Origin of the sequence: Mycobacteroides saopaulense (assembly GCF_001456355.1) — a bacterium.
Taxonomy (GTDB): domain Bacteria; phylum Actinomycetota; class Actinomycetes; order Mycobacteriales; family Mycobacteriaceae; genus Mycobacterium; species Mycobacterium saopaulense.
Genome location: NZ_CP010271.1, coordinates 2,335,384 through 2,354,848 on the forward strand (window position 1 = coordinate 2,335,384; position 19,465 = coordinate 2,354,848).

Here is a 19,465-nt window from a genome sequence, read left to right on the forward strand (position 1 = left end):
TTTCCCCGGATACTGCGGCCGGAGAAGAACAACCAAAGAAGGCCCCGGTCGCGATGACCGTGGCCTTCTTTGGAGAACACGTGCTTAGGCGTTGCCTGCCAGCTTCTCGCGCAGTGCGGCGAGCTGCTCGTCGTTGGCGAGTGAACCACCCTGCGAAGCCGAATCCTCGGACCGCGAGGAGCCGTTCGAGGACGCGGCCGCAGCCTCGGCCTCGGCGGCAGCCGCGGACTTCTCCATCTGAATGGTGTGCATCTTGTGGCGACGCTCGGCCTCGGCGTACCGGGCCTCCCACTCTTCACGCTGCTTGTCGAAGCCCTCGAGCCACTCGTTTGTCTCCGAGTCGAAGCCCTCCGGGAAGATGTAGTTTCCGGCCTCGTCGTAGCTGTCGGCCATGCCGTACTTCGAGGGGTCGAACTCCTCGGTGTAGTCCTCGTTGGCCTGCTTGAGGCTCAGCGAGATCCGGCGACGCTCCAGGTCGATGTCGATGACCTTGACCATCGCGTCGTCGCCGACGCCCACAACCTGGTCCGGCACCTCGACGTGGCGCTCTGAGAGCTCGGAGATGTGCACCAGGCCTTCGATGCCCTCTTCGACGCGGACGAACGCACCGAACGGCACCAGCTTGGTGACCTTGCCGGGCACGATCTGGCCGATGGCGTGGGTCCGGGCGAAGTGACGCCACGGATCTTCCTGAGTCGCCTTGAGCGACAACGAAACCCGCTCGCGATCCATATCCACGTCGAGGACCTCGACGGTGACCTCGTCGCCCACCTGAACCACCTCGGACGGGTGGTCGATGTGCTTCCAGGACAGCTCGGACACGTGAACCAGGCCGTCAACCCCTCCGAGATCGACGAAGGCGCCGAAGTTGACGATCGAGGACACGACACCCTTGCGGATAGCGCCCTTGGTGAGCTGGTTAAGGAATTCAGAACGAACTTCGCTTTGTGTCTGCTCCAGCCAGGCACGACGGCTCAGCACCACGTTGTTGCGGTTCCGGTCGAGCTCGATGATCTTGGCCTCGATCTCCTTGCCGATGTACGGCTGCAGATCGCGGACACGACGCATCTCGACCAGCGACGCGGGCAGAAAGCCGCGCAGACCGATGTCGAGGATCAGGCCGCCCTTGACGACCTCGATGACGGTGCCCTTGACGGCCTCGTCCTTCTCCTTGAGCTCCTCGATCGTGCCCCAGGCCCGCTCGTACTGAGCGCGCTTCTTGGACAGGATCAGGCGGCCTTCTTTGTCTTCCTTGGTGAGAACCAGGGCCTCGACCTCGTCGCCCACGGAAACGACCTCGTTGGGGTCGACATCGTGCTTGATCGAGAGTTCGCGGGACGGGATGACACCTTCGGTCTTGTAACCGATGTCGAGAAGAACTTCGTCGCGGTCAACCTTGACGATGGTGCCTTCGACGATGTCGCCATCGTTGAAGTACTTGATCGTCTTGTCGATAGCGGCGAGAAAATCCTCGGCCGAGCCGATGTCGTTGACGGCTACTTGCGGCGAGGTCACGGTGGGACTTGGCATGTGTGGGGTTGCTCCGGACAGGTTGTGTAGTAGGGACAGTGCTGGCACAGCTAGCTTCAGCTGCGGGCGTGCTTATACCTCCGCACGTGCGGCAGAGATGTGCTTCACCTTACTCGACTGGCCTCCACCAGCACAAACCTGGTCTCGTCGACAGGTGCCGGCGCCGGGCCGTCACCGCACCGGCACGGTGGCTCCCAGCTACTCTTCGGTGGTGTCCTACGCCTCTGCGCCCGCACCCATGCCGCCCATGCCGGGATTCTCCCAACGAGTCAAGAAGGTCGGGGCGCCGATCGGCGTCATCATCGCCCTGGCGCTGGTGACGGGATTAATCCTGGCCGGCCTGCTTCTCTCCAACCCGGTCGGCGCGATGATCGGATTGGTCCTGTCGAGCATCGCGATAGGGGTCGTCGTCCTCTGTTATCTCTGGCTGGACCGCTGGGAGCCGGAGCCCTCGCGGCTCCTTGTGCTGGCCTTTGTCTGGGGCGCGTCACTGGCCGTCGTTGTCTCGATCGTCCTCGAGCTGGCCTTCGGCTCAGTTTTCGATCCAGACGGCAGCACCAGCTTCGGGTCGATCGCCATCCGCGCACCCTTCATCGAAGAGGCAGCCAAGGGCGCCTTTCTACTGTTGATGTTGACCGGCCGACGGCGCCAGGAAGTCAACTCGCTCACCGATTGCCTGGTGTACGCGGGCATCACTGCGGCCGGATTCGCCTGGCTCGAAGACATCGCCTACATCGGCAGTGGCAACACCGTGGGCGAGTCGGTGCTCACGGCGATCGTGCGTTTAGGCCTCGGTCCGTTCGCGCACTCGCTGTTCACCACGATGACCGGCATCGGCGTCTACTACGCCATGAAGCAGCACAACGCTGTCGCCAAGTTTCTCTGCATCGCGATCGGCTACCTTGCCGCGGTGCTAATGCACGGCCTGTGGAACGGCTCATCCTTCTTGGGCCTTCAGGGATACCTCGCGGTGTACGTGCTGTGGATGGTGCCCATGTTCGTGGTGGTGATCGTGGTCGGCGTGCGGAGCAGGCGCAAGGAACAGCACGTCGTCGCCGAGAAGTTGCCGGGGATGGTGGCAGCCGGGTTGGTCACCCCCAATGAGGCCACCTGGCTGGGTTCGATCAAGGATCGCAAGCACGCCATCGCGGAAGCCAAGCGAATCGGCGGTGCCCCCAGTGGCGTCGCGGTGAAGAACTTCGCCGCGCAGGTGGTAGAGCTTGCGTTCGTACGCGACCGAATCGAACGGGGCTCCCGCGATCCTCGGGACTTCGCGATGCAGACGGAGGAGGCGTACGCGGTCATGGCCGCTCGTGCCGCGGCGCCGGTCTTGCAAGCACTCTCGGGTTATCGTGCGCCCCTGACGGGGTAGGTTGATGAATCAGATGTTGTCTCATCAACGACGATCAGGAGCATCATGTCGGACATGTCGAAAGACGAGCTCGTAGACGTCCTCATCGTGGGTGCGGGGATATCGGGCATCAACGCCGCCATCCGGTTGAGCGCGGCGGGCCGCAGCTTCCACATCGTCGAGCGCCGCGAGCGCATCGGCGGAACCTGGGACCTCTTCCGGTACCCGGGGATTCGCTCCGACAGCGACATCTACACGCTTAGCTTCGGCTACCACCCCTGGCATGAACGCAACACCATCGCCGACGGCGCCGATATCCGTGACTATCTGGAGCACGCCGCCCGGGACTATGACGTCGACGGGCACATCAGCTTCTCGGCGAAGGTCACCGGCGCGGACTTCCGAACCGACACCGATACCTGGTCGGTTCGCGTCGAGACCCCGGCCGGCCCCACCACCTACCGCAGCCGGTTCCTGTACCTGTGCACCGGCTATTACAACTATGACGACGGCTACACCCCCGAGTTCCCGGGGGTCGAAAACTACACCGGGCGACTGATCCACCCCCAGCACTGGCCGGAAGACCTGGATTGCTCCGACAAGGAAGTGACGGTTATCGGCAGCGGCGCGACGGCCATCACCTTGGTGCCCTCGTTGGCGCGCGCCGGGGCCAAGGTGAGCATGCTGCAGCGCTCACCGAGCTACATCTACCCGATCGCCCGTGTCGACTCGGTGGTGGACCTATTGCGAAAAATACTTCCGCTCAGTGCTGTTCAGCACTTCGCGCGTATCTGGCTGGGCGGTTTCAACTGGATCATGTACCAGGTGTGCCGCAAGGCGCCCGGCTTTGCCAAATGGTTCCTCAGGCGCCGGATCTCCAAGCTGCTGCCGGCGGACTATCCGGTCGACGTGCATTTCACCCCGCGCTACAACCCCTGGGATCAACGCGTGTGCGCCGACACCGACGGCGACCTCTTCGAGGCGATCAGCAACGGCGGCGTTCGGATGGTCACCGACACCATCGACTCATTCACCCCGTCCGGCATCAGACTGGGTTCCGGTGAGGAACTGCGCTCCGATGTGGTCATCACCGCAACGGGATTGAATCTGCAGATCTTCGGCGGCATCGAGCTGAGTGTAGACGGCTCCCCTGTCGATTCCCCAAATCGATTCATCTACAAGGGATACCTGATCGAGGGCGTGCCGAATGCGGCATGGAGCGTCGGGTACACCAACGCGTCGTGGACGTTGCGCGCCGACCTGAGCGCGCGAGCCGTGGTGCGGCTTCTGGACTACATGGAGCAGTATGGATACACCCACGCGTATCCGGACCGGCACGGACAAGAGCTCGAAGCGCGCCCGTTCTTCAATCTGTCGTCGGGATACGTGAGCCGTGGTGATGCGCATATGCCACGGTCCGGGACATCCGGGCCATGGGCCATCCGGCACAACTATCTACTGGATTTCGTTGCGTTCCATCGCGATCGGATTGACGAAAACATGCAGTTCGGTATCGCCAAGTCGAAGGCCGTGTCCTCGGCTGCGTGACGCTGGTGCGATTCCGCGTCGGCAGGCGGAAAGGTGCACAACGTGACGGACCTACGCATCGGCGCGATCGTTGTTCGCGTCGATGACCTGCAGCGCCAGATGGCTTTCTGGTCGGCGGCTTTGGACTATGTGTGCCGCGAGAGACTCCCACCGCGGCCTGGGTTGTGCTGACTCCGCGGGTGGGCTCGGGGCCCAATCTCTCATTGGACAAACACCGTTCGGTTCCGCAGTTGCCGCCGCGCATTCATCTTGATCTCTACACGAGCGATCAGCCGCGGGAGATTGAGCGGCTCATCGGGCTCGGTGCGATGCCAGTGGACTGGCCGCGTCCGACAGGGGCCGACTTTGTCACGCTTGAAGATCCTGAGGGGAACCGATTCGACGTCGTGCAGTTCCCTTAGATCGCTTGTGCCACTGTGGTTTCTGGTGCAACAAACGCGGCCGTTCTGTCGGTGGGCGCCGTTAGCTAGCAGCCTGATGGGATGTGTTGGTGCGTGGTGCAAGCATGTATGTTCCGTTGGAAATTCCAGGTCATGTTTGATGCGGCACGCGTTGCTTGGGTGGTTGAGTTCCTGACCGGTACCATTCCGGCCGGGTTCTCCTTCTGCGGCGGCGAGTGCGTGATGCTGTACTTGCAACGCGGACAAGGGACGAACGTGGGGCGTTGGCACTGCGGCTCGTTTACCTATCAGGATCTTGAGTCCATACGCAATCACCTTTGAACTGCACCGTGCCGCCTGGCGTGGTGAAGTCCAGATGCACGAGATCGGGCCATTGGCTTCGCCCCGACTTAAAGGACTCGCCGGTCGGTAGATAGATTATGTATTCGCAGCTGCCACGGTTGTTTGGTGTGCCGGTCCAGGAGCCGCCGGCGATTTCGCCGCCGTAGTTTTCGTGCGGTAGGCGCAGTGTTCGGTCGCCTTGCACTCTGGTCAACGGCTCGTCCGAACCGGGGGTGGTTTCGTGTACGACTGTCTGCGAGATTGTCGTGCCCTGGTTCTGAATTTCAGGAGCATCCGATTTGGAGGTGCAGGCCGTCAAGAGCAATACGCCTATGACTGGCAGCGCCACGAGGATCGCGCGGTCGATATTGACGAGTGTTTTTGTCACGGCTTGTACTCCGGTTGTAGTGGGCGGTGTTCTGGTTCCCCGGGGACTAGGGAATTCACATGCACGTGGTCCATATGGTTGGCGGTGACACCGCCGCGGTTTGGCATCGGTGTCCACCCTTGGCCAGGTTCCCAGATTTGCTGGTTCCAAATTATCCATTGGATATGAAAGCAGGCGCTGTTTTCAGCGAGGTAGGCCACGATCTTGTCGCCAAGAGCTTGGCCAGTAGTAGTTGACTCACCAAGTATGTCGGTCATGATGTCCGTTGCATGGCCGTCGTAATGCTCCGTGAACTGCACTTCGCCATTGGCATCCCGATCAGGTGGCCTCCAACCACCGATTTCCTTCACATCTGGGAACTCCTTGGCGACGCTGCGCGCAATGTTCACCGCGCCCGGCATCAGCCCCTTTTCGCTTCCTTTGCTCAGTTCTGCGAGGCTGGGTAACTGGACCGTCCCATCCGGCCCGGACTGCCGACATTTTTCCTCAGTTTTGGTTGGTGTCGGCGTTTCTGTTGGTGTCGGCGTCTGTGTTGGTGTCATCTGCTTGGGATCTGGTTGAGCCGTGCCGGTGACTGTTTTGCACGCTAGGCTTCCGATGACCGGCCAGTCGCAGATCCCTTCTTTTGACTGTGGCATTTTCTGGTTGGGCGCGCAGGAGCATTCGAAGGCGGGCTGCCAGCCGCGATCGGGCTTCTTGAACACACTGCCTGCCCCACCCACACCGGATTTTATGAGGCTGACGAACTCCTGCAGGATCCCGTAATCCTCTGCCTGCTGCTCGCACTGCTGCTGGCGCTGCTGATCTTGCTGATCATTCTGGTCGGGCTGCTGAGTCTGCGACGGCGCCTGGCTCGGCTGCTGATTCTGCGTACCCTGTTGAGGCTGGCTTTGGTTGCCTTGTTGGGGCTGTTGGTAATCGGGGTTGGATTGACCGGGCCCTTGGGTATACCCCGGCGCGGTGGAGTAGTTGGGGGGCTGACTGCCGTGCGCGGGCTGATCCCAGCCTTGCTGAGGCTGTTGCCCACCTTGCTGGCCGGGGGCTTGTTGCGGCGCACCCTGGGTGCCAGTGTTGTAAATCGATGCCGAGCCGTCCTGATTCAGCGGCGGCTGGTTACCGCCCTGATAGTCCGGGAGCTGCCCAGGCATTGAAGGCGGGACGAATTGCCCGCCATTCATACCGCCATCTCCACCAGGACCTCCCGTGGGGCCCGTCGGATCCGCCGCACCTGTCGCGATCGTAGAGAAGCCGCTACCAGGGGTGGTGTAGTCGCTGTTCACCTTGACCCCGGCAACAAGCGTCGCCGCCACTGCCGCCACGGCCAGCGCCCTGCGCAGACCGGGCGAAATACGCCGAGGATCCTTCATGATCATCCGATGAGCCCCTCCGAGTGAACCTCACAGTTTCCTGTGAGTAGCCGCTATGGCACCCTCTCACACTGAAAAGGCGATTGTCTACAGAAAGAAAGTTTGCTGGCGTGTTTTCGCAGGTTACTTGCCGCTGACGTTAAACCAATCGCAGATCAAACCGGCAGCAATCTCTCATGATCAGCGCAGGGAGCCGCCTGCGTGGTGACCATGGTTGTAACCCGGCGGGCGGCGCTCATCCGTTTAGCGGAGGTTGTCAGTACGGGGGCAAACACTCGGCCGCCTCACGGCTTATAACCGTCGATGGCTGCTTTGATGGAAAATATGGCGAATGTAGAGCCACCTACGCCACGAGGTGCGGCTAAGCGCTAATGCCACATAGAGGGCAGATCCTGGGTGCTCAGACTGCAGCCAGAAGGGCGGACGCGACGAGCCGGCGTCTGGGAGCCGTCATGTCAAGCAAGACCTCGATATTGGCTGGTGTGGCCCAACTCCTTGGCGGCTTGAGTCACGATCCACCACCGATCCAACGCGACGGCCAGCTCAGCATCACACCACCGCTGCGGTGTGCGACGTGCGCTCGGCTTCAGCACACCTTCGCCGTACGCGATACGAGCCTGCTCGACCGCCGAGATCGACCGCCCCAACTGTCCGGCGACCCGGCATGCGGTTAGCGACCGATCCCGTAACACCGCAAGGTCGTCCTCCGAACATCGCCGCATCCCACGCCGTCCAGCCACAAGGCCAAAAGCTTGTTTAGGGTTGACGCTGCGTACACACCGTGAAACGGCGTTGCGGGTGGGCGTACCCGCCATTCGGGCAGGCGTCGACCACAGTGGTGTTAACAACTACCTTGATCGGCTTGTACTTCTCACGCGCGCTGGGATCGTCACAGGAGACCTTCGTGACAGGGCGGCCCAGGTTTAGGCATGCGCCCTTGTCCCATGCAAGGTCAAGGCAGGCGGTGTACTGCCCGGATTCCTTCGAGTTGCGGTAATAGGAGTGATCGGCGTCTCCGCACTCACGGGATCTGTTCACACGCTGCACGATGCGGTACGTGTACTGCTGCGACCCGCAATCAACGATCGTCAGAACTGCATTGACAGCAGGCCCAGACAGATTCACACACCCACCCACCGGAGCCTCTCGCTCACCATTAGCTGTCAACGAAGCAGGCGACGGAAACTGCCCCGGAATGCTGGAGAAGTCCGTCGAATCCTGCTGAGCGGACGCCGTCGCAGGAACCGTCGCTGACGGTGGAGAAGACTGCATTCCGCACGCCCCAAGCGTGAACGGCACCATGAATCCAGGCAGCAGCAACCTAACCAGAGACACAGTCAAAGTTGGAGTCATCCGCAAACCGCTCACCTTTCTACTTGGGGTTATCCGAACCGAATTCCGGGAGATCATTTTCCAGTGAATTTTTTGATACCCGCCGCGACCACTTGCTTGTTCACGTCGCAGTACCCCCCACGAACTTCCAGGGTTGGAACCATCGTGTTCTCGTCACCCCGGTTGCTCTGGCCTATTTTTACGGGTGGCAATGGATTTCCTGCCATGGCAAATGCAGTGCAACTTTCGGGCCCGTCTAGGCCTATGTAGACGGTGACACCATCTACATCTTCCTTGTGCTGAGCGCTATCGAAAAGAGCACGAGCAACAGGACTAAAGGTAAGGCCAGCTTTGGCCTTCAAACCTGATCCTGAAAAAATACACCTGAAGTACGCGGCTCCGTCCACAAGATACCCGGAAAATCCTTGCAGTTCCGGATACAGGGCGCATGGGTCATTCTCCAGTAACGGGACCGGTATTGGGCCGTCTGCACTGCGCAACGGAAGGCCGCGGTCGAGAATTCTTAAGGCTCCTGTTGCGACTGCTTTCACTTGATCGCAATTGACAACATTGGATCTTTCACCTGGTGGCTCATTGGGCGGCTGACCGGATACCGTTAGCGGGAAGTATCTGTCGAGCATGTCTGCGACTTCCGGGTTCTTCGGTGCTCCTGGCACAGCTGCCAGGTGTAGCGACGCTCGATACATGCAGGCGGTCGTCTCGGATTCTTCCACCGCCATACCGCCTAGAGAGGTCTTATGTGTTGTGCCTATATTTCCGCGGTCGCGCAAGGATATCGTTACCGTTGGGACAGTCTTATCTCCGCCTTTGTCCGCATACAGCGTACATCCGGCGAAACCTTGGGAATACTGGTATTGAGCCCCCGGAATATCCTTGGCTACTTCTGGGTCGATGAACCCGCATGGATCTACTTTTCTCATTGCCTGCGCAATAGCCAGTTGATCCCTTTCGGTCTGCGTTAGTTTCTGGCCATATGCATTGACGGGAGAAGCGAATAGAGATTGGGGGTCGAAATAAGGCCCGGGAATGGACGGCGCCTGGGGCACAGGGGTCCCGCATGAGGAAATCGAACACGTCAGAAGGATAGGTAGAAGTCGTAGTCGTCTAAGTCTCATGCCAGCCCCCAGAAGGTCGTGAGTAATTGGTAAGAATCAAGAATATGGTATCAACAATTTTTGAGGAGATCATAAAGCTCGGATCCGCCCTTCTCCCAGGGGCCATAGTTGTGAAGCCCAGGGTCGGGCTGTCCCGACGGTGTTCGATTTAATGCCCCATAGGTTGCATCGTCAGGATCGCCAGGACCAGAGTTTTGGACTTGCTGAGCAATCGTGTGCATATCCCATTTAGGATCACCGTAGTCTAAACTTTGGCCAGGGAAGTTATCTCCAGTGGAGCCGATTCTATTTGCCTCGACCATCCCCGGATTACTCCCTCCTTCGGGGTGCTGGTAGCCGAGGAAGAATCGTTTCATAGTCTCCTGCACGCTCATCATATTGCTCACGTCGTCGCCCCATATTCCGACCTGTTGCTGAACAATTCCAATGGAATTGTGATCAGATCCGACGTTGGCCCCTACTTGCTCATCCCAGTGTGGCGCGGTCGGGTCTTTATCGGCGGAAGCGAGACTTTCTGGAAACTTGCTACTACCCACATTAACCAAGTTGCTCTCAGCCAAGGCCGTAACCAAGCCTATGGTTATTCCGCGACCCTGTCGGCTATCAGCAGGCAAGAATTGCCTACCTGCATTGATAATCGCTTGGGCGTTATTCCGTTGGGTTGCTACCAGCGTGTAGGGATTGCCACCGCTATCGGTTATGGTCACGGGGCCAGGAGGTGGACAGTCCTTCTGCTCTGGCTGCTTTGGCGTTTCTGTTGGTGTCGGCGTCTGTGTTGGTGTCATCTGCTTGGGATCTGGTTGAGCCGTGCCGGTGACTGTTTTGCACGCTAGGCTTCCGATGACCGGCCAGTCGCAGATCCCTTCTTTTGACTGTGGCATTTTCTGGTTGGGCGCGCAGGAGCATTCGAAGGCGGGCTGCCAGCCGCGATCGGGCTTCTTGAACACACTGCCTGCCCCACCCACACCGGATTTTATGAGGCTGACGAACTCCTGCAGGATCCCGTAATCCTCTGCCTGCTGCTCGCACTGCTGCTGGCGCTGCTGATCTTGCTGATCATTCTGGTCGGGCTGCTGAGTCTGCGACGGCGCCTGGCTCGGCTGCTGATTCTGCGTACCCTGTTGAGGCTGGCTTTGGTTGCCTTGTTGGGGCTGTTGGTAATCGGGGTTGGATTGACCGGGCCCTTGGGTATACCCCGGCGCGGTGGAGTAGTTGGGGGGCTGACTGCCGTGCGCGGGCTGATCCCAGCCTTGCTGAGGCTGTTGCCCACCTTGCTGGCCGGGGGCTTGTTGCGGCGCACCCTGGGTGCCAGTGTTGTAAATCGATGCCGAGCCGTCCTGATTCAGCGGCGGCTGGTTACCGCCCTGATAGTCCGGGAGCTGCCCAGGCATTGAAGGCGGGACGAATTGCCCGCCATTCATACCGCCATCTCCACCAGGACCTCCCGTGGGGCCCGTCGGATCCGCGGTTGCGCCAGGGACTAGGCCGATGGCCCCGATGCCCGAGTCGGTCGAGGTGTGTAGGTGCCAGCCCGCTACCGCGACCGCAGTAATAGCCGTGACCGCAAGTGCGCGCCGCACGCCGACGGGTATCCGGGTTTTCGGTGACTTCATCGGTGTCATCGATGGGCCTTTTCTTGTGAGGACAAACTTGATTCAGCGTCAGGTGCGGCAGTAGCGGTTGTTGTTGCTCGGCGGCCGGGAGGTGTCCGCGGCCGCGGCGACGGGTTGGCAAAGCGGGACGCCCCGCCAATGTTCTGCACGCGGGGCATGTCATCGGGTTGGGGAACCGCATAAGGAATCGGCTTCGGAGGCGGAGCCCCGGGACCGCTCGGGTCGGCATACACGCGAGAGGCGTTGTCGATCATGATCGCCGAAGTAATAACCAGCACAGACAGCACCAGTGCAATCCAAGCCCGATTATGCCGGTGAAATTCCACGCCATCATGTGTGCTGGATGCGGCACGCGCTGAGAGAAGGCGGCTAGTCATGATCCGCACCATGCCCCTCGCACTCCCCACTGTCGACCGGGCCCATTTCTTCACGCCGAGCCGCTGGAGAAAACTCGTTACGGACGAAATGAGCAGTTAAATCGAACACTAGAGCTAGTCAGCTAACTTGTCAATCATCGACAGCGTGCGGCATTCGATCGCCCCCTGCGCGTCGGCGGCGCGATCGAGCTTCGTTGTCCCTACGCGTTCCCGGGGCATGTGTCTACAGGCTCTTGGGTTCGCCGTAGATGGTTTGGGTGTCGTTGCCGTTCTCGGTGCGGATCCGGAACGTGGCGAAGGATTGAATCTTCACCTGACCGCCGCAGCCGTCGGCTTCGACGTTCAAACCCCAGATACGGCATCGAAAACCCTGCTAGGACAATGGGTGTGCGAGCAAGCAGTCCAGGCGCTACAGCCGCAGTAGGCAATGCGGGCACCTGCACACCAATTAGGACGATCCTGGCAAACTTTGTGATCTTTCAGGCCGTACGCTAGTTCGGCTATGACCATTACCGAAGAGCCTGCCACCAGCAGGGCCACTGCCGGCGTCCGTCGCCCCCAGGTTCTCAATGCCGCTATCGCGCAACTTGCGCTACATGGTGAGCGGGGGTTGATCCACCACTGGCGCCGCCGCTAACTACTACAGAACCCGCGAAGCACTGGCGGTGGGTGTGTTCACAGAAGTGCAGAAGCGGCGGCGGGCAGCCTGGGGAGGGCTACCGACCAACGCTCGATGCCGCCCACCACAAGTGGTCCGGGCGTAGCGTCCGGGCATGACGCACGTTCTGCAGACGCAAGTATGTGTCGCCGGTGGAGGGCCCGCGGGTCTGGTGCACGCTCTGCTGCTGGCCAGGGCCGGGATCAACGTTGTCGTCCTGGAAAAGCACGCCGACTTCTTGCGTGACTTTCGTGGGGACACAGTGCATCCCACCACCATGCGGATCATGGACGACATCGGGTTCATCGACGATTTCCTTCGACTACCCCACCAGAAGGTCGACCACATCGCCTTCGACGGCGACGGCCAGATGCGTACATTCGGTGACTTTCGCGCGCTCAAATGGCTGGGATACCACCAGCCGTACATCGCCTTCATGCCGCAGTGGGATTTCCTCGACTTTCTTGCCGAACAGGCCGAGAAATACCCGGAATTCACCCTCATCCGCCGCGCGGCGGTAACCGATTTGATCATGGAGGGTGATCGGGTGGCCGGGGTACGGACACCCGAACTGGAAGTGCGGGCAGACCTGGTGGTAGCGGCGGACGGACGCACTTCCGCAGTGCGGGCCGCTTCAGGACTTGAAACGGCACATGAAAGCTCGCCGATGGATGTCCTCTGGTTCCGGCTGAATCGCCGGCCCGGAGATCCCGAGGAGACGTTTGCGGTGCTGCGCAGAGGACTGCTGCTGGCGATGATTCATCGCGGTGACTACTGGCAGGTGGCCCACCTCATGCCGAAGGGAGCCGGACCGCAGAACGGCTCCCTGGATGCGTTCAAGAAGCGCCTGGTCACGGCGCGTCCTCAGCTGCGCGAGCATGTGAACGATCTGCGCTCCTGGGATGACACCAGCCACCTGGATGTCCGCGTCGATCGTCTCAAAACCTGGTGGCGGCCCGGACTGCTGTGCATCGGCGATGCTGCACACGCCATGTCACCCGCGGGCGGAGTCGGTATCAACTTGGCCGTCGCCGACGCGGTGGCAGCCGCGAACACCCTCGTGGAACCGCTGCGCGCGGGTCACGTCGCCGACACCGACCTCGCCGCGGTGCAGCGCCGACGCGAACTGCCGACCAGAGTGGTACAGGCGTTCCAAGTATTCGTGCAAGACAACCTGATCAAACCTGTCCTCACCGGCGACCTGTCCCCCATCACATTGCCGTTTTTCGTCGGCCGAGGACCGCTCAAGTTCCTCCCTCCGATCGCCGTCGGCAGGGGGCTGCGTCCAGAGCGTGTGCACACACCGGACGTGCACTAGCGCCGCCGCTCAGTGCGCCGCGGCGTCCCAGCTGCGCCCATACCCGACGGAAACCTCGAGTGGCACATCGAGCGGATACGCCGAGCCCATGGTCTCGCGTACCAATGCCTCCAGGCTTTCCCGTTCGCCCTCGGCCACTTCGAAGAGGAGCTCATCGTGTACCTGTAAGAGCATGCGAGACCGTAAGCCCTTGTCGCGCAGGGCCTTGTCGGTGGTGATCATCGCGACCTTGATGATGTCGGCGGCGCTCCCCTGGATGGGCGCGTTGAGGGCCGCACGTTCGGCGGCCTCGCGGCGCAGACGATCACCGCTGTCCAAGTCGGGCAGGTAGCGGCGCCGGCCGAGCACCGTCGAGGTGTACCCGTCCTTGCGTGCCTGATCCACCACGGCGTGCAGGTACTCGCGAACACCGCCGAACCGCGAGAAGTACTGATCCATCTGCTCTTTGGCCTCGTCGTTGGAGATCTTGAGCTGGGTGGCCAGACCGTATGCGGACAGACCGTAGGCCAGACCGTAGGACATCGCCTTGACCCGTCGACGCAGCTCGGCGGTGACCTCGTCGATCGGAACGCCGAAGGCCCGGGCGGCCACGAATGAGTGCAGATCCTCGCCGGTGTTGAACGCCTCGATGAGTCCCTCGTCGGCTGACAGGTGGGCCATGATGCGCATTTCGATCTGGCTGTAGTCGACCGTCATCAGCTCGGAGAAGCCCTGGCCCACCACGAAGCCGTCGCGGATTTCCCGGCCGGCCTCGGTACGCACCGGAATGTTCTGCAGGTTTGGCTCGGTGGACGACAGCCGACCCGTGGCCGCAATGGTCTGATTGAAGGTGGTGTGGATGCGGCCATCAGCGGCAACGGATTTCAGTAGCCCGTCGACGGTGACTTTCAATCTGGTGACATCGCGGTGGGTGAGCAGATGCTCGAGGAAGGGATGACCGGTCTTGTCGAACAGCGTCTGCAGGGCGTCCGCGTCGGTCGTGTAGCCGGTCTTGGTCTTCTTGGTCTTGGGCATGCCGAGTTCGTCGAACAGCACGACCTGAAGCTGTTTGGGCGAACCCAGGTTGATCTGCTTACCGATCACGGCGTATGCGGCGTCGGCGGCTTCCCGGATACCGGTGGCGAACTGATTCTGCAGCGATGTCAGATGATCGCTGTCGATCGCGATGCCCACGGATTCCAGTCCCGCCAGTACGCGCTGCACCGGTAGCTCCATCTCGGCGAGCAGGGTGGCCGATTCGATGCGTTCCAGTTCGATGTCGAGCGCGTCGGCCAGGTCGATGATGGCGCGGGCGCGCAGCATCTGAGCTTGTGCGGCCTTGGCATCGCCGGCTCCGTCCTCGTCCAGCAACGAAAGCTGTTGCTCCCCATCGTCTTCTGCGCGGAGCTCGCGGCGTAGATATCGCAACGAGAGGTCATCGAGCGCGAAACTGCGTTGCCCGGGGCGCACCAGATAGGCGGCCAGCGCAGTATCGGAGGTGACCCCGTCGAGCTGCCACCCCCGTCCGGCCAGCGCATGCATGGCCTGCTTGGCCTCGTGCAGGGCCTTGGGGCGTGCCGGGTCGGCGAGCCAGTCGGCCAGGGCTGTCTCGTCCTCCGGGGTGACTGTTGTGGTGTCGATGTACGCGCCATCCCCATCGGCGGACGCGATCGCGATGGCCGTGGCATCGCCGTCGTACGGCGTGTAGGTCCCGACCACCGCGAGACCGCTACGGCGGCCGTCTGCGGCATGCGTGCTCAGCCAATCGGCAACCGTGCCGGGTTCCAATGCCTGACCGGCGAGTTGGAATCCCTCGTCGACCTCGGGTTCGACGGCCTCGAGGGTTTCGAACAGCCGGTCGCGCAACACCCGGAATTCCAGGTCGTCGAAGAGACGGTGAATCTGGTCGCGATCCCAGGGGGCAAGGGCCAGCTGAGCCGGTACATACGGAAGCGGCACCGTGCGCACCAGATCGGTGAGCTCGCGGTTGAGGATCACCGAGCCGAGGTTGGCGCGAAGCGAGTCACCCACCTTGCCGCGCACGGTGTCGGCCTTGTCGACCAGCTCCTGCAGTGACCCGTATTCGAGGATCCACTTCGACGCGGTTTTCTCGCCGACTCCGGGGATGCCGGGCAGGTTGTCGCTCGGGTCGCCACGCAGCGCCGCGAAATCCGGGTACTGAGTGGGTGTGAGTCCGTACTTCTCGACCACGGCTTCCGGGGTGAATCGGGTGAGGTCGCTGACGCCCTTGCGCGGATAGAGCACCGTCACGTCCTCGTTGACGAGCTGTAGTGAGTCGCGGTCACCGGTGACCACAAAGACCTTGAAGCCCTCGGCCTGTCCCTGCGTGGCCAGGGTGGCGATGATGTCGTCGGCCTCGAACCCCTCCTCGGCGAGCACGGTGATGCCGAGGGCCTGGAGCACTTCCTTGGTGATGTCGATCTGTCCGCGGAACTCGTCGGGAGTGGCCGACCGGGTGGCCTTGTACTCGGGATACCGCTCGGAGCGGAATGTCTTGCGCGATACGTCGAAGGCAGCGGCCACGTGCGTGGGCGCCTCATCGCGCAGCAGGTTGATCAACATGGAGGTGAACCCGTACACCGCATTGGTGGTCAGGCCGGACTGGGTCTTGAAGTTCTCGGCGGGAAGCGCATAGAACGCCCGGAACGCCAGCGAGTTGCCGTCGAGCAGCAGCAGGGTCGGCTGTTTGGTACCGGTCTTGGTCGCAGGCGCAGTCACACACCTACCCTAGGCAACGGGTGCGACAGCACCTACGACCCCGGCGCCTCCTCCGATCCGTACGGCCTGGTGATGATTTCCAGGTAGTGCCCCGACGGGTCCTGGAAATACACGCCGCGGCCGCCGTCGTGATGATTGATCTCGCCGGGGTGCTGGGCCCGCGGGTCTGCCCAATGTTCGATGCCTCGGTCGGTGATCCGGCCGTAGATCGCGTCGAAGTCGTCCTCTCCGACCAAGAAGGCGTAGTGCTGTGGGGTGATTGTCGCGGCGTCTACGGTCGCGAAATCCAAGTTTGCGCCGTACTGCAGCGTGACGTTGAGGAACGGGCCGAATTCTTGTGCGGCCGGTAACCCGAAGAGCTCGACAAAGAAGCGTGCGGACTCATCGCGGTCACGGGAATGAACGATGGTGTGGTTGAACGCGATACCCATGAAGCCCTCGCTACTTCGCCACCAGTGCGTTGTCAAGGGCGGAGTCGAACGCGTTTCTGTGACTGCGGATCTCCTCATGGTGTGTCCGCGCCCAGCGCACCAGCGCGGCGGAGATGCCATGCAGATCGACGCCCAATGGTGTGAGCGCGTACTCCACGCGCGGTGGCACTTCGGCGAACGCGGTGCGCGTGATCAGTCCGTCGCGGCGCAACAACGTCAGGGTGCGCGTCAACATGCGCTGCGAGATGCTCGGCACCGCATCGCGAAGCTCCGTGTACCGGCGGGGTCCATCGTGCAGCGTCGCGATGAGCAGCACGCTCCATTTGTCACCGACACGGTCCAAAACCTCGCGGATGAACTCGCCCTCGGCCAACCCCACGCCGGCACAGATTCGGGGCAACGCGGGATCTGCCACCCCTGCCTGCGATTCGGTCATTACGCACATCCTTGTTCGCCTACGCACACGTATGTGCCTTTTGTACGAGGTTCAAAACTTCTTCATGATGGTGTTACGCACATATCAGAAGAAATGATATGACCTGGAGGTTGACAATGGAAAGAACCATGCTCGTGTTGGGCGCCGGTAGCGGCACCGGTGCGGCGGTGGCCCGCCGATTCGGCCGTGAAGGCTTTCATGTCGCCGTCGTCGGTCGCCGCGCCGAACCGCTGGAAGCCTTGGTCGCCGATCTCGCGACAGAAGACATCGCTGCCACCGCGTTTCCCGCGGACCTCACCGACGACGACAGTGTCAGCCGGCTTCTGGAGACTGTCGCGACCTCACTGCCACCGATCGACGCCGTTTACTACGGCCCCTCGTCTCCGGTGACGTTCACCGCTGCCCGCGTACTAACCGCGGCGGAGGCCGACCGCTACTGGGCGCTGTTGGTGCGTCCACTGATCCAGATCGTCGTCACCGTACTTCCGGGAATGCTCGAGCGTGGACACGGCACGATCCTGGCCGCCATCGGCGGCACCGGCACCAGGGCGATGCCCGAGATGAGCGGACCCGGACCTGCGGCAGCCGCGGCGCGAAACTACCTGCAGGGCCTGCATTCTGAACTGGCACCGCGCGGTATCTACGTTGGCCTGTTGACCATCGGGGCGCTCATCCTGGGCAGTGAGATGGCGGCTCTGACGTCCTCGGGTGACAGCCCGTTCCCGACGGTCGAAGCCGCAGCGCTGGCCGACGACTTGTGGGACATGTCGACGGTCGTCGATACGTTCGAGAAGTTCGTACCGGAGGACTCGCCGTTTCGGCCATGATCCCACCAGGCGGGGCACAAAACTGACACACGTTTCAATTCGTGCATCAGCATGGGTAATCTGACCTGGTGCCTACAGACCAAGCCCCCGCCGTCGACGGCTGGTTCGACACCGACGCATCCGGCCAGCCGCACCTGATCGGCGGCAAGTGCACGCAGTGCGCCACCATCGTGTTTCCGCCACGTGCCAACAACTGCCCCAACCCGGCCTGCGACAGCGATGTCCTGGACCAGGTGCCGCTTTCCTCGCGGGGCACGGTCTGGAGCTACACGGAGAACCAGTACGCACCGCCGCCCCCGTATCCGGCATCCGATCCCTACGAGCCGTACGCGATCGCAGCGGTCGAGCTCGCGGCCGAGGGCATCATCGTGCTCGGCAAGGTGGTGACGGGTACCGGCGCCGCCGACCTCAAAGTCGGCCAGACCATGGAGCTCGCGTTGGAGCCGCTGTACACCGATGACGAGGGCGTGCAGCGCCTGGTCTACGCATGGAAGAAGGTTTCCGCATGAGCCGCACACCGGATCCGGTCTACATCCTCGGCGCGGGTATGCACCCGTGGGGCAAGTGGGGACGGGACTTCACCGAGTACGGTGTGGCGGCCGCCCGCACCGCGTTGCAAGACGCCGGATTGGACTGGCGCCAAATTCAATTCGTTGCCGGCGCGGACACCATTCGCAATGGTTATCCCGGCTTTATCGCCGGCTCGACTTTCGCCCAGAAACTCGGCTGGAACGGCGTGCCGATCAGTTCCACCTACGCGGCGTGCGCCAGCGGCTCCCAGGCCCTGCAGAGTGCGCGCGCCCAGATTCTTGCCGGATTCTGCGATGTGGCATTGGTCATCGGGGCCGACACGACCCCCAAGGGGTTCTTCGCCCCCGTCGGAGGCGAGCGCAAGGCGGACCCGGACTGGCAGCGCTTCCACCTCATCGGCGCCACCAACCCCGTGTACTTCGCAATGCTCGCACGGCGCCGGATGGACCTCTACGGCGCGACCGCCGAGGACTTCGCACAGGTGAAGGTCAAGAACTCGCGACACGGCCTCAACAACCCGAATGCCCGCTTCCGCAAGGAGTCTTCGGTCGAGGACGTGCTGGCCAGCCCGGTGGTATCGGATCCGCTGCGGCTGCTGGACATCTGCGCGACCAGCGACGGCGCGGCGGCGGTCATCGTGGCGAGCGCCGACTTCGCCAAGAAACATCTTGGTTCGGTCGAGGGCGTGCCGTCGGTGCGTGCGGTGGCGACCATCACCCCCAAGTATCCGCAGCACCTCCCCGAACTACCCGATATCGCAACCGATTCCACCGCTGTAGTACCGGCGCCGGAGCGCGTGTTCAAGGATCAGATCGTCGACGCGGCCTATGCCGAGGCGGGTATCGGACCCGAGGACATAAGCCTTGCCGAAGTGTACGACCTTTCGACGGCCCTGGAGCTCGACTGGTACGAACACCTGGGTCTGTGTCCCAAGGGCGATGGTGAAAAGCTGCTGCGCAGTGGTGCCACCACAGTCGGGGGCCGGGTTCCGGTGAACGCCTCCGGCGGCTTGGCCTGCTTCGGCGAGGCCATCCCCGCGCAGGCCATCGCGCAGGTGTGTGAGCTGACCTGGCAGCTGCGCGGGCAGGCCGGAGACCGCCAGGTCGAGGGCGCGCGGGTCGGTATCACCGCCAACCAGGGCTTGTTCGGCAACGGTTCGTCGGTGATCGTCGCCCGATAGCC

At 62.0% G+C, this 19,465-nt stretch carries 16 protein-coding genes and 2 pseudogenes; 7 read left to right on the top strand and 11 right to left on the bottom strand.

Annotated elements, in window-relative coordinates; all coding sequences use genetic code 11:
* Positions 1-84 precede the first annotated feature (84 nt).
* Positions 85-1,530, bottom strand: coding sequence for a 30S ribosomal protein S1 (gene rpsA, locus MYCSP_RS11655; protein WP_083013268.1), 1,446 nt, complete (start codon positions 1,528-1,530; stop codon positions 85-87).
* A gap of 208 nt (positions 1,531-1,738) precedes the next feature.
* Between rpsA and MYCSP_RS11660 the strand changes: the two genes are divergently transcribed.
* From MYCSP_RS11660 to MYCSP_RS11670, 3 genes are all read left to right on the top strand, one after another.
* A complete protein-coding gene (locus MYCSP_RS11660; RefSeq protein ID WP_407661698.1) occupies positions 1,739-2,902 on the top strand; it encodes a PrsW family intramembrane metalloprotease in 1,164 nt (387 codons plus the stop codon).
* A 45-nt stretch (positions 2,903-2,947) separates the two neighbouring features.
* Entirely contained in the window at positions 2,948-4,429 is a 1,482-nt protein-coding gene (locus MYCSP_RS11665; protein ID WP_088413831.1) for a flavin-containing monooxygenase, read from the top strand.
* Positions 4,430-4,560: 131 nt separating this feature from the next.
* On the top strand, positions 4,561-4,830 hold the full coding sequence (locus MYCSP_RS11670) for a VOC family protein (protein ID WP_268873086.1): 270 nt from the start codon (positions 4,561-4,563) through the stop codon (positions 4,828-4,830).
* A 280-nt stretch (positions 4,831-5,110) separates the two neighbouring features.
* Here the strand turns inward: MYCSP_RS11670 and MYCSP_RS23105 are convergent, their stop codons facing one another.
* From MYCSP_RS23105 to MYCSP_RS11705, 7 genes and pseudogenes are all read right to left on the bottom strand, one after another.
* On the bottom strand, positions 5,111-5,539 hold the full coding sequence (locus MYCSP_RS23105) for a hypothetical protein (RefSeq protein ID WP_157886175.1): 429 nt from the start codon (positions 5,537-5,539) through the stop codon (positions 5,111-5,113).
* Positions 5,536-6,912, bottom strand: coding sequence for a hypothetical protein (locus MYCSP_RS23505; protein WP_070910185.1), 1,377 nt, complete (start codon positions 6,910-6,912; stop codon positions 5,536-5,538). The genes MYCSP_RS23105 and MYCSP_RS23505 overlap by 4 nt, the downstream gene beginning before the upstream one ends.
* A gap of 449 nt (positions 6,913-7,361) precedes the next feature.
* Positions 7,362-7,646 carry a hypothetical protein gene (locus tag MYCSP_RS11685; RefSeq protein ID WP_157886176.1) on the bottom strand — a complete coding sequence of 95 codons (285 nt, stop codon included), beginning with the start codon at positions 7,644-7,646 and terminating at the stop codon, positions 7,362-7,364.
* Positions 7,647-7,662: 16 nt separating this feature from the next.
* Positions 7,663-8,178, bottom strand: a complete 516-nt coding sequence (locus MYCSP_RS23720; RefSeq protein WP_456080955.1) for an LppU/SCO3897 family protein — start codon at positions 8,176-8,178, stop codon at positions 7,663-7,665.
* A gap of 134 nt (positions 8,179-8,312) precedes the next feature.
* A complete protein-coding gene (locus MYCSP_RS23110) occupies positions 8,313-9,305 on the bottom strand; it encodes a hypothetical protein (protein WP_157886177.1) in 993 nt (330 codons plus the stop codon).
* A 1,091-nt stretch (positions 9,306-10,396) separates the two neighbouring features.
* Positions 10,397-10,987, bottom strand: a pseudogene (locus MYCSP_RS23725) (hypothetical protein); the annotation flags it as partial.
* 600 nt (positions 10,988-11,587) lie between these two features.
* Positions 11,588-11,707, bottom strand: a pseudogene (locus tag MYCSP_RS11705) (MspA family porin); the annotation flags it as partial.
* Positions 11,708-12,137: 430 nt separating this feature from the next.
* Here MYCSP_RS11705 and MYCSP_RS11710 point away from each other — a divergent pair.
* Positions 12,138-13,340: an FAD-dependent oxidoreductase gene (locus tag MYCSP_RS11710; protein WP_088413835.1), complete on the top strand. Its 1,203-nt coding sequence runs from the start codon at positions 12,138-12,140 to the stop codon at positions 13,338-13,340.
* Positions 13,341-13,349: 9 nt separating this feature from the next.
* Here the strand turns inward: MYCSP_RS11710 and polA are convergent, their stop codons facing one another.
* From polA to MYCSP_RS11725, 3 genes are read right to left on the bottom strand one after another with little or no spacing between them, the layout of a single operon-like run.
* Positions 13,350-16,058, bottom strand: a complete 2,709-nt coding sequence (gene polA, locus MYCSP_RS11715; protein ID WP_088413836.1) for a DNA polymerase I — start codon at positions 16,056-16,058, stop codon at positions 13,350-13,352.
* 32 nt (positions 16,059-16,090) lie between these two features.
* Positions 16,091-16,489, bottom strand: a complete 399-nt coding sequence (locus MYCSP_RS11720; protein ID WP_083013263.1) for a VOC family protein — start codon at positions 16,487-16,489, stop codon at positions 16,091-16,093.
* Between the two features lie 10 nt (positions 16,490-16,499).
* Entirely contained in the window at positions 16,500-16,925 is a 426-nt protein-coding gene (locus tag MYCSP_RS11725; protein WP_088413837.1) for a winged helix-turn-helix transcriptional regulator, read from the bottom strand.
* Between the two features lie 116 nt (positions 16,926-17,041).
* Here MYCSP_RS11725 and MYCSP_RS11730 point away from each other — a divergent pair, with 116 nt between their 5' ends.
* From MYCSP_RS11730 to MYCSP_RS11740, 3 genes are all read left to right on the top strand, one after another.
* Positions 17,042-17,752, top strand: a complete 711-nt coding sequence (locus MYCSP_RS11730; protein WP_157886179.1) for an SDR family NAD(P)-dependent oxidoreductase — start codon at positions 17,042-17,044, stop codon at positions 17,750-17,752.
* A gap of 68 nt (positions 17,753-17,820) precedes the next feature.
* Positions 17,821-18,261, top strand: coding sequence for a Zn-ribbon domain-containing OB-fold protein (locus MYCSP_RS11735; RefSeq protein ID WP_070910194.1), 441 nt, complete (start codon positions 17,821-17,823; stop codon positions 18,259-18,261).
* The gene (locus MYCSP_RS11740; protein ID WP_070910699.1) at positions 18,258-19,463 is read left to right on the top strand and encodes a lipid-transfer protein; all 1,206 of its coding nucleotides are present in this window, start codon (positions 18,258-18,260) and stop codon (positions 19,461-19,463) included. The genes MYCSP_RS11735 and MYCSP_RS11740 overlap by 4 nt, the downstream gene beginning before the upstream one ends.
* The last annotated feature ends 2 nt before the right edge of the window (positions 19,464-19,465 follow it).

Coding starts and splice junctions, on each gene's coding strand:
- rpsA (WP_083013268.1), bottom strand. CDS start 1,530: ATGCCAAGTCCCACCGTGACCTCGCCGCAAGTAGCCGTCAACGACATC.
- MYCSP_RS11665 (WP_088413831.1), top strand. CDS start 2,948: ATGTCGGACATGTCGAAAGACGAGCTCGTAGACGTCCTCATCGTGGGT.
- MYCSP_RS23505 (WP_070910185.1), bottom strand. CDS start 6,912: ATGATCATGAAGGATCCTCGGCGTATTTCGCCCGGTCTGCGCAGGGCG.
- MYCSP_RS23720 (WP_456080955.1), bottom strand. CDS start 8,178: ATGCAGTCTTCTCCACCGTCAGCGACGGTTCCTGCGACGGCGTCCGCT.
- MYCSP_RS11710 (WP_088413835.1), top strand. CDS start 12,138: ATGACGCACGTTCTGCAGACGCAAGTATGTGTCGCCGGTGGAGGGCCC.
- MYCSP_RS11720 (WP_083013263.1), bottom strand. CDS start 16,489: ATGGGTATCGCGTTCAACCACACCATCGTTCATTCCCGTGACCGCGAT.
- MYCSP_RS11725 (WP_088413837.1), bottom strand. CDS start 16,925: ATGACCGAATCGCAGGCAGGGGTGGCAGATCCCGCGTTGCCCCGAATC.
- MYCSP_RS11730 (WP_157886179.1), top strand. CDS start 17,042: ATGGAAAGAACCATGCTCGTGTTGGGCGCCGGTAGCGGCACCGGTGCG.
- MYCSP_RS11740 (WP_070910699.1), top strand. CDS start 18,258: ATGAGCCGCACACCGGATCCGGTCTACATCCTCGGCGCGGGTATGCAC.